Source organism: Aliivibrio sp. SR45-2 (assembly GCF_963890165.1).
Taxonomy (GTDB): Bacteria; Pseudomonadota; Gammaproteobacteria; order Enterobacterales; family Vibrionaceae; genus Aliivibrio; species Aliivibrio salmonicida.
This window is the reverse complement of sequence record NZ_CAWPRC010000205.1, coordinates 76,579-90,288: the sequence shown is the minus strand read 5'-3', so window position 1 is coordinate 90,288 and position 13,710 is coordinate 76,579. Positions and strand designations below refer to the sequence as shown.

The window sequence follows — 13,710 nt, the reverse complement described above, 5'->3', positions numbered from 1 at the left end:
CATTGTGATTACCAACCAAGCTTTCCCTTACCCTTTAGGTGCAAACCTAAAAGCACACGGATGTAATTTTTCAGTTCACTATGCTTCTGATTACCCATTAACATTAGTGATTTTTAATAATGATGGTAGTCATCAAGAATACCCATTTACTGAAGAATACGGTGCTATAAAATATACCTTTATCGAAGGTGTTACTGCTGGCTGCATTTATGCTTTTAAAATCATAAAAGATAAAGAAGAATTATTACTTCTTGATCCTTATGCAAAAGCATTAGCTAATACACCTCATTATCAACCCCCTTATACCTCAGAGCAAAGTTGGACACTGGCACAATCCGTCGTTATTAATAATGAATTTGATTGGCAGCAAACCTCAAGACCAATGATCCCCCACTCTGAAACTATCTTACTAGAAACCCATGTAAAAGGGTTTACCCTACTTAATACTAAGATAAAAGAAGAAGTTCGGGGAACTTATCTTGGTTTAGCGGATCCAGCGAATATTGCACATTTAAAACAACAAGGGATTACTTCAATCCAGCTACTTCCTGTTGCTGCTTGTATGCACGAACCACATTTACTTGATATGAAAATGGTCAATTATTGGGGGTACAATCCACTCTCATTCATGGCCCCAGATCCTCGGTATGCAAAAAGCGATGCCGTTATAGAATTAAAAACTGCCATTAGAGAGCTTCATAAAAACAACATCGAGGTCATTTTAGATGTTGTTTATAACCATACGGCGGAGGGCGGCAATGGCGGATCAACATTTAATTTAAAAGGATTAGATCAAGACTACTATCTGCACCATCACGGTAACTACACTAACTATACAGGTTGTGGGAATACACTCGACATTACCCATCAAGCAAGCTTAAATTTAGTCATGGACACTTTACGTTATTGGGTAGAACAATATCACATTGATGGTTTTAGATTTGATTTAGCCGCCACATTAGGCCGAGAATATGACCAATTTAACCCTAACAATGCTTTCTTCAAAGCAGTCGCTCAAGATCCTATTCTTCAAAGAGTGAAGATGATTGCAGAACCTTGGGACATTGGCCCTAACGGTTACCAAGTAGGGGAATTCCCTGATGGTTGGAACGAATGTTGTGATAAGTATCGCGACACGACAAAAAGCTTTTGGCGCGGTGAACAAAATTACATTAAATCCTTAGCAACACGGCTAATGGGATCTCGAGATCTGGTTAGTGCTTCACGATGGCCTCACAAATTACCCGTAAACTACGTCAGTTATCATGATGGATTTACATTGCAAGATTTGGTCAGTTATAAAGATCGCCATAATCATGCGAATGGTGAAGATAATCGAGATGGGCATGGCGATAATCGCTCAGATAATTATGGTATTGAAGGGGCGACCGATAATCCAAGAATTATTGCTCTACGTGAAAAACAAAAACGGAATATGATGACAACCCTTCTGTTCAGTTTTGGCATTCCACACTTACTCGCTGCTGATGCCTGCTCACATACACAGCAAGGGAATAATAACGCGTATTGCCAAGACAGTACTATTAGCTGGGTTAACTGGTCACTCAACCGAAATGCAAAAGAATTCAAAGTATGGTTGGCAGAGATGATTCACGCTCGTCAAACGCATATGGTTCCGATAATAAATGCATTCAGTGGTTCAAGAAGAAATGGACAGAAAGTTGAATGGTACGCGCCTGATGGGCATGTGATGAACCACAGTGATTGGCATGGAGCTAAATCATTATGCTTACATCTAAATGTTGATAATGGGGATAAAGAATTATTAATCATTATTAATCAGGCAAATACAGCGACCCAATTTATACTTCCAGAAGCCACAGAACACCGTCGTTGGTTGTTAATTTGTGATACTCAATACAATAAATTAACGCCAAAACAAACCGTATTTGACTATAGTTTGTCACCTCTTTCTATTGCGATCTTCGCGACACAATAAACCACTAATAAAAAAGGAGGCGTAGGCCTCCTTTTTGATACTGCACTAAACTTAATGTTCAGTTTCAGATTTTACACGTCCCTTGTGATATGTTCTATACGCTAAAACCGTCAGCGTAATTATTAGCTTGGATGTCATCCAGATCATATACGAACAATCTACCTTAAAATTGGTGTGTAAAAGACAAAGTGTCTTGCTCTTTATCACTCTAATAACATTAGAGCCGTCAATAATAATACCTAAAGGTAACAATTTTGTCATTAACTTTACATAACCCCTAGCCAAATGCATTGACTGGAAAAATAAAGCAACACAAGTAATTAACACCGATAATGCTATAAATTAAATTATCTGAGATAAGCGATCTTGCACTACACCCACAATTAAGTCGGGTTGGAACTTAGAAATAAAACGATCACACCCTACTTTCTGCACCATAGCATCGTTAAAACTGCCACTTAATGATGTATTCAATGTAATGAACAAATCTTTCATACGTGGATCATTTCGAATCTCATGCGTTAAACGGTAACCATCCATTTCTGGCATTTCAGCATCTGTGATCATCAACAAAATCTCATCAGTCACCACTTTACCTTCATCACACCATCGTTTTAATAAATTTAAGGCTTGTAGACCATCACTACATTCTATTACCTCTAAACCTAGCTGTTGCAATGTACTACGAACCTGTGCACGCGCAGTGCTTGAGTCATCAACCGTTAATACTTTACGCCCGTGCATATGATGAATAAGATTTTCGTCTAAAACGCCTTCAGAGATCGAAATATCATATTCAATAATTTCAGCTAAGACTTTTTCAACATCAATAATCTCAACAATGCGGCTTTGTTTTGGTTCGACTTCCACTTGCGTAATTGCCGTTAAATAATTATGACGACCCACGGTTTTTGGTGGCGGTTGAATATCAGCCCATGTTGTATTTATAATATTTTGAACCTGGCCAACTAAAAAGCCCTGAGTTGAACGATTATATTCAGTTATGATCAAATTAGTATCTTCATCGATCTCCATTGGCTTCATGCCAATGGCACCACGTAAATCGATAACAGGAACAGACTCACCACGTAAGCTTGCGACTCCGGCAATATGATGGTGAGACCCCGGCAGCCTTGTTAATTTAGGAACCTTAAGGATCTCTTTTACTTTAAATACATTAATTGCAAAAATTTGGGTTGTATTAAGCTTAAACAGCAATAACTCCAATCGATTTTCACCCACTAGTTGGGTACGTTGATCAACGCTACTTAACATTCCACTCATCGGTATCGCTCACTTAATAAGATATGTTGATAATATAATCAAGGATGCTTTCTACAGCACGTTATATAGATATTATCGGCAAATTTGAGAAGTCTTTAACAAGTTAGTGCAAAAAAATAGACAATAATGTTACTATTCGCCGAATAAGCATCAGATAAGATGTATGTTGCACTAAATTAAAGGAATTTTATATGTCACCAGCACAACCCCTACTCGTTCGAATGATGAATACTAACATCGTTCTTCAGATACTCGTCGGTATTATTGCCGGTGTTGCTCTTGCTGTACTTGCTCCAGATCTTGCTGTTTCTGCCGGCCTTTTTGGTCAATTATTTGTTAGTGCGCTAAAAGCAGTTGCACCAATTCTTGTCTTTATTCTCGTTGCATCATCGATTGCAAATCAGAAACGTGGACAAGACTCAAATATGAAACCAGTGATTGTTTTGTATTTAGTCGGTACCTTTTGTGCTTCATTAACCGCTGTAGCAATGAGTTTTATTTTTCCAACGACTCTCTCTCTTGTCACTGATGCAGCAACGAACAGTGCACCAGAAGGCATAATGGAAGTTCTGCATACACTTTTATTCAAAATTATTGATAATCCAATTAATGCATTAATGACGGGGAACTTCATTGGTATTTTAGGTTGGGCAATCGCTTTAGGCTTAGGTCTTCACTCTGCTTCTGATGCAACAAAGAAAGTGTTCATTGACCTTTCAAACTGTATATCAAGCATTGTAACGGTCGTTATCCGTTTTGCGCCTATCGGTATCTTTGGTTTAGTGTCTAGCACATTTGCAGAAACAGGCTTTGATGCATTAGCAGGCTATTCTCACCTACTGGCCGTTCTACTTGGTTCAATGGCATTTATCGCATTAGTCGTTAACCCATTAATCGTATTTATCCGCACAAAACGTAATCCTTACCCATTGGTATTTTTATGCTTACGTGAAAGTGGTGTAACCGCATTCTTCACTCGTAGTTCAGCAGCAAATATCCCAGTAAACATGGCATTATGTGAGCGTTTAAACCTGCATAAAGATACCTATTCAGTATCGATTCCACTAGGTGCAACAATTAACATGGCTGGTGCAGCGATTACCATTACCGTTCTTACGCTGGCGGCGGTTCATACGGTTGGTGTTCAGGTTGATTTACCTACGGCATTACTACTTAGTTTAGTGGCCGCTATTTCGGCGTGTGGTGCTTCTGGTGTTGCTGGTGGTTCATTATTACTTATCCCATTAGCATGTAGCTTATTTGGTATCCCTAACGAAATTGCAATGCAAGTGGTTGCTGTTGGTTTCATCATCGGTGTAGTTCAAGATTCAGCTGAAACAGCCCTAAATAGCTCGACAGACGTTCTTTTCACTACAGCCGCATGCCGCACTGCAGAAAACCCATACAAACCTCTAGTACAAGAAACAAACTAATTTGGTTTTATGATACAAATAAAAAATGGCAGCGAATTATCGCTGCCATTTTTGTATCTATAATCAATTAATGATGTCTATTTCAAATTTAGTAAGAAACCATAAATACAATCGATTTTTAATGATCAGGATGTTGATATAAATACAATGAGTAAGATAACGCCAATAACGCACACAATGTCGCTGGAATCGCTAACGTATTGGTTCCAAGGATAGGATAAAAATACCCGCCAATAACACCACCGAAAATAAAACCAAATGCGATAAACAGATACAAAGCTAACCGTCTGCGATGAATCACTTCACCTTTAAGTTTCATCCCTAACATGATGCCTAAATCAGTAAAGACTCCCGTAACATGAGTCGTCCTAACGACTGCCCCGCTGTATGTTGTTACTAATCCATTCTGCAAACCACAAGCCGCCGAAGCAAAATAATGCCCCCATTGACTTCCTTCATTTAAAATCACCATTGCAGCAAACAAAAATAAACTTTCGATTAATAAGGCAAAATTATATCTGCGGCCTAATTTTAACGCACTACACCCTACGATTAAACTGCTTAACGAAGAACCTAAAACGAAGCTAACAATGATATAAAATAAATGTAAGGTCGTACCATCAAACGCCAGCAACTGAGTACCTAATAGCGTTGCAGTACCAGATAAATGAGAAATAGATTGATGCTGGAAGCCCAACAAACCGACAGAGTTAGTAATACCAGCGAGTAAGGCCAGAAAAAAGGTACCGTATTCAACCCATTTTGGTAGTTTTGAAATCACAATATATTTACCAAGTCGTAAAGACGGATATTCTATACTCAAATACAAAGAAATGGATGATCTGTCGCAAATAAAAAAGGAAAGGTCTGCACCTTTCCTTTTGTTATGAAGTTGCTGAGTCGTAATTAATCTAGATACATTTCAACATATTTCTCTGCGGCATCAGACCAGCTAAAGTTTTGTTTCATTGCATGTAGTTGAATTCGTTTAACTTCATTCAAATCTTGGGCATACAATAACAACGAACGCATTAATACCAATAGCAACTCTGTTGGCTCAGGGTTAATAAAACTAAAACCCGTCGCATTTTCATTGTCACTATCATAATCAATCACACTGTCTTTTAACCCACCAACCGCACGAACGATAGGTAAGGTTCCATAGGCCATACTGTAGATCTGATTTAAACCACAAGGTTCAAATTCTGATGGCATCAAGAAAAAGTCAGATGAGGCTTCTATCCAATGAGCTAGCTTATTGCTGTATGCTTCGACAAACGCAAACTTATCAGAATGTATCGCTGCAATTTCTGTTAATTGTGCAGCAAGAACAGGATCACCCGTACCAACAATAACAATTTGCAAATCATGCTTTAAAAACTGCTCTAAAATTGGAAGTAAATAATGAATGCCTTTCTGGTTTGTTAAACGACAAACCATGCCATACATTGCCACTTCTTTTTGTGGTAAACCGACTTCTTCTTGCAGAGCTGCTTTACATACTTTCTTACCACGAACCATACTAATTCGATTGGCTTTAAATTGCTTAGGAATGAAAGTATCCGTCTCCGGACTCCACTCACTATAATCACAACCATTCAAAATACCAAACAAGTCAGATTCTCTTGCTTGAAAATCAGAAGCCATTCCATGAGAACCCAGTTCTGTTAGCAATTCTTTTGCATACGTTGGACTTACCGCATTAATCTTATCTGCACATTGAACACCCGCTTTGAGCATACTAATATGAGTATGACTAACGGCCGCTTCAGGCACATAATGCGTTTTAAATTCAGAAAGGCATCCAATATCATCGTAATGAAAAATACCTTTAAACACCGCATTATGAACAGATAAAACACTGCGTACTTGAGAAAAGTAAGCGTCGTTTGCATAGCGTTTTTTAAGAAGGTACGGCAATAAACCAGTATGCCAATCATTGGCATGAATAACATCGGGTTTAATCTTTAATTTAGGCAGCATGTCTAAACAAGCGGCACTAAAAAAAGCAAAACGCTCACCATTATCAGCATAAGCTTGATTGTTTTCAGCATACATTTCTGCACGATCAAAATAATCAGCACATTCGATGCCTAATACCGTGATCCCTTCAACACTCAATGATCTCACTTGGTATGGTGTATGAGGCCAATGCTCTAATGTCGTGCTCAACAATACTTCAGCATCATCACGCTCTGGGATTGCACTATAAGCAGGCATAGCAATATGTATTTCATGACCTAAGTCTTTTAATGATTTAGGCAGAGCCTTGGCAACATCTGCCAAGCCCCCACTTTTGATCAATCCTTCGACTTCAGATGCAGCAAATAAAATCGAAAGCGTTTTAGTAGCCAATTCTTTCTCCTTTAGGGATAACAACGATACCCTGATCTGAAACATGATATTTCTTCTTATCTTCCTGAAGATTAACACCAATTTCTGTTCCAGGTGCAATATCTGCGCCTTTATCGATAATTACACGGCGTAATACACACCCTTCACCGATTTTCACATCACCTAAAAGAATACTTTCACTAATATCACACGCCGATGCAATATTACTTCGAAAACCGAGTACTGATTTTTCAATACGTGAGCCACGAACATAACTACCACCACAAACTAAGCTGTCGATGATTTGTACTCGGCCATTGGCAGAATCAGTAAAGGTTGCAGGTGGCAATGGTGGGTAATATGTGTGCAGAGGCCATTTACGGTTATAAAGAGAGAACGGAGCATCTTTTTTCAGAAGATCCATGTGCGCTTCCCAATAAGAATCGATAGAACCTACATCACGCCAGTACACCTCTTCTTTCTCGCCCGTAATTTTATTTGTACTAAAATCATAAACGTACACATTCCCTACAGGGAACATTTTTGGAATGATATCTTTACCAAAGTCATGCGATGAAGCCGTATTTTCAGCATCTATCTCAAGCTCTCTACATAAGTTTTCAGCTTCAAAAATGTAATTACCCATTGAGACAAGAGCAATACCTGGTTGACCAGGAATACACTTAGGATTTGCAGGTTTTTCTTCAAAACCAATCATTTTCCCATGCTCGTCAACTTCAATAACACCAAATTCAGACGCATCTTTTGCTGGCATACGAAGTGCTGATACCGTTAATGCCGCTTCTTTCTCTTTATGGAAATCGAGCATTTGTCGAATATCCATTTTGTAAATGTGATCTGAACCAAAAATACAAACATGTTCAGGATCCGTTGATTCAATAAAACTGATATTTTGATAAATCGCATCCGCAGTACCTTCATACCAACGTTTACCTGTACGCATTTGAGCTGGCACAGGGTCAATAAAGCGATCGGTAATTCCATTTACATTCCAGCCTTTTTTCATATGTTGAAATAAAGACTGTGATTTAAACTGGGTTAATACATAAATACGCATTAAATCAGCATTTACGAAGTTATTTAACGCAAAATCGATTAAACGGTAACTGCCACCAAAAGGTACTGCAGGTTTAGTACGAGATTCAGTTAAAGGACGTAAACGCGATCCTTCACCACCAGCCAAAATCATTCCTAGTACACCAGCCATTTCTTCTCCCAAAGAATTATTATTTATAGTCACTATCAATAAATAGCGCTTAATATGTTTATTTTGAGATTAACTTAACACATTGTCGTTACAAAACTGTGAACCATGTAACTTCTATATATTTACAAAATAGATTCACTCGTTAATGTGCTTTAGGTCAATCTTTAATTACTTCAAGTAACATTTATTTTACACAATAAGAACCAAATGTACATACAATATGACGTTCACTAAACATTTGTTTGCATATTAATTTAGTGAATGTAATTATCAAGGTAATTTTATGGTTTAGAGGTTCTTATGTCATTGTCTCTTTTTACTCAATTACAACGCATTTGGGATTATCATTTACTTAACCAACCGATAAAAAAAAGTGATGCCATTTTTGTTCTTTGTAGTTATGACTTACGTGTAGCTGAACATGCCGCTCAACTTTACTTAGATGGATTTGCTCCTTTAGTCATTTTTTCTGGTGCTCAAGGCCGTGCAACTGAAGGCTTATTTACGTTGAGTGAAGCAGAAACATTTGCTAATGTCGCTAAAGATATGGGGGTCCCCTCTTCCGCTATATTACTCGAAACAAAAGCCACTAATACTGGTGAAAATATATTCTTCACTCAAGACTTACTCAAAGAAAAAAATATTACTCTTAATTCATTATTACTTGTACAAAAACCTTATATGGAAAGACGCTTATTAGCCACCTTTCTAAAAAATTGGAACGATATAGAATTTTGTATAAGTTCGCCTAATATTAGATTTGTAGATTACCCAACAGATGAGGTTACTTTTGATCATGTCGCGAGTATTATTTTAGGTGAATTACATCGACTAAAAATTTACCCTACACTTGGGTATCAAGAACAACAAACGATTCCTGATGATGTATGGAAAGCATTTGAAAACTTAACCAAACTAGGGTTTGATGAATATTTACTCACTGAATAATTATTCAAACTATCAATAAAGTATGTTCTTCATAAAAAAGCCCTAAAGATCAAAATCTTTAGGGCTTTTTTATTGTTCAATTCATTATTTTAAACGATAGAAAACCGTAGATAATGGCGGTAGGTTTACGACTAAAGACTGCGCTAGCCCTTGAGATTCCACCGATTCTGTCTGTACATTACTAACGACGTCATAACTGCTGCCACCGTAATAATCAGCATCCGTATTTAAAACCAGTTCATACTCACCTGAAACTGGCATTCCTAAACGGAAGTCATTTCTTGGTGCAGGAGTAAAGTTACTGATCACTAATATACGCTCACCGTTATCGCCTAAACGCTCATGGGCTAATACACTTTGCTCAGCGTCATTTTGTAAACGCCATTCAAACCCACAAGGTTCACAGTCATTAATATAAAGTGCTTCTTCATTACGATATAACTGATTCAAATCTTTAACCAGATGCTGCATACCAGAATGACGATCGAATTGTGTTAAGAACCATTGTAATTGATCATCATGATCCCATTCTGCACTTTGAGCAATCTCTGCTCCCATAAAGTTCAGTTTCTTACCAGGTTGTCCATACATGTAACCCATGTACGCACGCATATTCGCTGTTTTCTGCCATTCATCGCCTGGCATTTTATCCAGAATAGACCCTTTTCCATACACCACTTCATCATGAGACAACGATAATATGAAATTCTCACTGAACGCATAGACTAATGGAAAAGTAATCGTATCATGATGATAACGACGATGAATTGGATCTTCTTGAATGTAATTTAAGCTGTCATGCATCCAACCCATATTCCATTTAAACCCAAAACCTAGACCGCCATCAAACGTTGGTGCTGACACCCCAGGATACGCCGTAGATTCTTCTGCTATCGTCATTGCATTAGGGAAATGAGAATACACTTCTTCATTCATCCATTTAAGCAGAGCAATGGCACCATGGTTATGATTACCCCCATCCCAGTTAGGGATCCATTCGCCATCTTCACGTGAATAATCAAGATAGAGCATTGATGCAACGGCATCGACACGTAAACCATCGATATGAAAATGCTCAAACCAGTACAAGGCATTAGAGACTAAAAACTCACGAACATGCAATTGGTCATAATTATAAATATAACTCTGCCAATCATTATGCCAACCACGACGCGGATCCGGATCGTTAAACAATGAGGTTCCATCAAAATTAGCTAAACCATGAGAATCCGATGGAAAGTGAGCTGGAACCCAATCCAATACCACACCGACACTGGCTTTATGACATTCATCAACAAAGAATTTAAAATCATCTGGTGAACCAAAGCGGCTTGTTGGTGAGAATAAACCAATCGGTTGATAACCCCATGAACCATAGAATGGATGCTCAGAAACTGGCATTAATTCTATGTGTGTATAGCCCATTTCAACGATGTAGGGGATTAATTCTTCAGCAAGTTCACGATACGTTAGAAATTCACCTTTCTCATTTCGTTTCCACGACCCAATATGCAATTCATAAAAAGATAACGCCTCTTTTTGCTTTGCGGTTACAGGACGGTTCTGCCATTTCGTATCATGCCACTCGTAGCTTGATTGATCATAAACCACAGAAGAAAATGAAGGATATTGTTCGTTATGCGCACCAAAAGGATCCATTTTATGAGGAAGAATTTCCCCATGCGGTCCTTTTAGTTCAAATTTATATTTCGTTCCGACAGCATGCTCAGGAATAAATAACGCCCAAAGTCCATTATCAATACGCTGCATAGGATGACGACGACCATCCCATTGGTTAAAGTCACCAATTACACTTGCAGAAGATGAATTTGGTGCAAAGACAATATATCGCACACCTTTAATTAATTTACCATCACGCTCAACAGTGAAAACATGCGCACCTAAATGGTGATACATTTCTTTTGGTGTATGGACACTACTTTCCGTTGGGGCAATAGAATGATACTGGTATGGATCATCTATAATCTGTTCCGTTCCACTCCAATCAACAACAAGTTGATAATGCTTGTCCGTCAAATCAATCGGACTAGAAAGAAAGAAACCACCCGAATTGCGAGAATGAGGTTCTGGGCTTAAAGGGTACTCAAGATCAGCAGAAATTCTTACTTTTACGTTCGTTGCATCAGGCAACCAAACACGTAGAGCGATATCTTGAGATTGGTACTGTGGACCTAAAAAAGAAAATGGATCACAAAATGCAGCTCGATTGAGCTGCATGTAGACGTCCTTTTCTTTACGTTCAACAAGTAAGTTCAACGTAAACACTCCTATTATTTTTTACTAGCTTGGGCACGAATGTCAGTTAACTGTTTAGTTAATTCATTCACTTCGGGACGATTGAAAATATCATCTAAAGTAACAGACAATTTACGACGCCAGTTTGGATATTCATCAACCGTACCCGGTATGTTAACTGGTTTATCCATTTCAAGCCAATCTTCAAGTTGTAAACTGAGAAGTACGCTCGATCCTGCAGCTAAGTGAAGTTGCAATGCATCACTTAAATATCTGTCCATTGGCACAAACGTAGCATCACGCCCTACACCTTCTGGAAGAAAACCATGAAAATCAACACTATTTAAGATCTCTTGTTTTGATTTTGTTCGGCTAAGAAAGAGTTCTTTTAACTGTTCTGCATCAGGATATAAGCCAATTTCTTCGCCCATTTTTAAATCATCACAGTGCCAAAAACCACGTAATGTCGGCATATCATGAGTACATAATGCAGACATAGATTGCTCTTGATAATGCGTTGGTGAGTAATACCCGCCATCTTCTGCGGTTTCAAAGAAGAACACTTTATAAGAATGAATGCCGGCATCTGCAAGTAAATCGACAATCTCATCAGGCACTGTCCCTAGATCTTCACCAATAACTGAGCACGAATTACGATGACTTTCTAAAGCAAGAATAGATAACATGTCTTCTACTGGGTAGTACATGTATGCGCCTTTCGTTGCATCTTCCCCTTTTGGGATCCACCACAAACGAAGTAAACCTAAAACATGATCAATTCGCAATGCACCACAAGCACGCATATTCGCACGAAGTAATTCAATATAAGCATCATAAGCAGTTGCTTTTAAAACTTGAGGGTTTAATGGAGGTAATCCCCAATTTTGACCAAGTGGACCCAATACATCTGGTGGAGCACCAATGCTGGCATCAAGACATAAACTGCCATGATCTGCCCACGTTTCAGAGCCACTATCAGCAACACCAACCGCCAGATCTCGGTACAGACCAATGTCCATTCCTTTATCTTCAGCGAATTGTTGAACATCATTAATTTGGGTAAAAGCTAACCACTGTAAGTACATGTACAAATCAACTTGATCGCTATTATCTGCAATAAATTGCTGCACTTGTTTATTATCAAACTGTTGAAGTTCTTGAGGAAAAACAGGCCATCCCCATACATTTTGGTCTTCTGAGTATAAGGTATTATGTAACGCATCAAATGCCGCTTGCTGTAATAAGCTATCGCCCCCCTCTTCAACAAACGTTAAAAAAGCCTTCGCACGAGCACTATTCTTATCAAGATGACGCGTTTTAAACTCTGCGAATAAAAAAGGTAATACACCCATTTTAAGTGAAGAGACTTCAGTATAATTTACCCAATGAGATTGACGCACCTCATTCAAACGTTGTTGAAATTCAGCACTGCCGACAACTTCTTGAGCTTGATTCGATAATGCAAACTCAGGCACTGAGCACACGTCAATATAAAGAATATTTAACCAACGACGAGACGATGGACTATAAGGACTCGCCCCTTCAGGATTCGCAGGGAACAAAGAATGAATTGGATTTAAACCGACAAAATCTCCACCTCTATTTGCTATCTCACCGACAAGTTGCTTAAGATCGCCAAAATCACCGATTCCCCAATTATGAGCGGTTCTTAGCGTATAAAGTTGAACACTCGGCCCCCATAGCTTTTTACCGTCATTAATTGCGTCTTGTTTGTAACACGCCTGAGGCGTCACAATTAGAGTCATTACATACGGCGCTTTACGACGCTTGCGTATGATTTCTAATGAATGATACCCCCATTTCAATGTAGGTAACGAAAATAATAACGCCCCTCCATCGACACGGTCATCAGAAATAACTTGAGACTGTAAGTAGCCTTCAAGTACCTCACCCTCTTCCGTCGTTAATTTCCAACTAAACTCACTAATACGTGCACTTTTTCCAAGATGAAGTTCAACGTGAAGCGGTTCGTTATCACGAACAACCTTAACCGCCTCAAGCACTTCTTTCTTATGTTTTTTTTCAGCCGAACTTAATAACGTTTTATCGTTTTTAGTATCATAACCTAAAGCGGCTAATAAACGAGTTAGAGTGTCATCACTGACTTTTTCTTCATCACCCCATGCACTGATATAGCTATTTGCTAACCCGGCCATTTCTGCGACTTGATAGAGCGCATTGTTATTATTTGTCATCACTTAATCTCCGAGGGCAGCCTTATACTGCCCTCTGTATTTATAGTCTAA

Annotated in this window: 9 protein-coding genes; 3 read left to right on the top strand and 6 right to left on the bottom strand. The window is 38.5% G+C overall.

Annotated elements, in window-relative coordinates:
• Positions 1-4: 4 nt before the first annotated feature.
• Complete coding sequence (gene glgX, locus AACV33_RS19745; protein WP_182699570.1) at positions 5-1,960, top strand: glycogen debranching protein GlgX; 1,956 nt, start codon at positions 5-7, stop codon at positions 1,958-1,960.
• 342 nt (positions 1,961-2,302) lie between these two features.
• Here glgX and AACV33_RS19740 read toward each other — a convergent pair whose 3' ends face one another.
• Positions 2,303-3,244, bottom strand: coding sequence for a chemotaxis protein CheV (locus AACV33_RS19740; protein ID WP_017021377.1), 942 nt, complete (start codon positions 3,242-3,244; stop codon positions 2,303-2,305).
• A 191-nt stretch (positions 3,245-3,435) separates the two neighbouring features.
• On the opposite strand from AACV33_RS19740, the gene sstT reads away from it, so the two are divergent.
• Positions 3,436-4,677, top strand: coding sequence for a serine/threonine transporter SstT (gene sstT, locus AACV33_RS19735; protein ID WP_017021376.1), 1,242 nt, complete (start codon positions 3,436-3,438; stop codon positions 4,675-4,677).
• Positions 4,678-4,795: 118 nt separating this feature from the next.
• Here sstT and AACV33_RS19730 read toward each other — a convergent pair whose 3' ends face one another.
• The 3 genes from AACV33_RS19730 to glgC form a co-directional block, all read right to left on the bottom strand.
• Positions 4,796-5,458 carry a YoaK family protein gene (locus AACV33_RS19730; RefSeq protein WP_017021375.1) on the bottom strand — a complete coding sequence of 221 codons (663 nt, stop codon included), beginning with the start codon at positions 5,456-5,458 and terminating at the stop codon, positions 4,796-4,798.
• Positions 5,459-5,583: 125 nt separating this feature from the next.
• Positions 5,584-7,032, bottom strand: a complete 1,449-nt coding sequence (glgA, locus tag AACV33_RS19725) for a glycogen synthase GlgA (RefSeq protein WP_017021374.1) — start codon at positions 7,030-7,032, stop codon at positions 5,584-5,586.
• A complete protein-coding gene (gene glgC, locus AACV33_RS19720; RefSeq protein WP_023604522.1) occupies positions 7,022-8,239 on the bottom strand; it encodes a glucose-1-phosphate adenylyltransferase in 1,218 nt (405 codons plus the stop codon). Before glgC ends, glgA begins: the two co-directional genes overlap by 11 nt.
• 300 nt (positions 8,240-8,539) lie before the next feature.
• On the opposite strand from glgC, the gene AACV33_RS19715 reads away from it, so the two are divergent.
• Positions 8,540-9,187 (top strand): YdcF family protein, encoded by a 648-nt coding sequence (locus AACV33_RS19715; RefSeq protein ID WP_017021372.1) that lies wholly within the window; start codon positions 8,540-8,542, stop codon positions 9,185-9,187.
• Between the two features lie 84 nt (positions 9,188-9,271).
• Here the strand turns inward: AACV33_RS19715 and glgB are convergent, their stop codons facing one another.
• Positions 9,272-11,464 carry a 1,4-alpha-glucan branching protein GlgB gene (gene glgB / locus AACV33_RS19710; protein WP_370527108.1) on the bottom strand — a complete coding sequence of 731 codons (2,193 nt, stop codon included), beginning with the start codon at positions 11,462-11,464 and terminating at the stop codon, positions 9,272-9,274.
• A gap of 14 nt (positions 11,465-11,478) precedes the next feature.
• Entirely contained in the window at positions 11,479-13,659 is a 2,181-nt protein-coding gene (malQ, locus tag AACV33_RS19705) for a 4-alpha-glucanotransferase (RefSeq protein ID WP_182699568.1), read from the bottom strand.
• Between the last annotated feature and the right edge of the window lie 51 nt (positions 13,660-13,710).

What these genes read in the sequence shown, in the direction of transcription:
- glgC (WP_023604522.1), bottom strand. Translation starts at nt 8,239, where the DNA reads ATGGCTGGTGTACTAGGAATGATTTTGGCTGGTGGTGAAGGATCGCGT.
- AACV33_RS19715 (WP_017021372.1), top strand. Translation starts at nt 8,540, where the DNA reads ATGTCATTGTCTCTTTTTACTCAATTACAACGCATTTGGGATTATCAT.
- sstT (WP_017021376.1), top strand. Translation starts at nt 3,436, where the DNA reads ATGTCACCAGCACAACCCCTACTCGTTCGAATGATGAATACTAACATC.
- AACV33_RS19740 (WP_017021377.1), bottom strand. Translation starts at nt 3,244, where the DNA reads ATGAGTGGAATGTTAAGTAGCGTTGATCAACGTACCCAACTAGTGGGT.
- malQ (WP_182699568.1), bottom strand. Translation starts at nt 13,659, where the DNA reads ATGACAAATAATAACAATGCGCTCTATCAAGTCGCAGAAATGGCCGGG.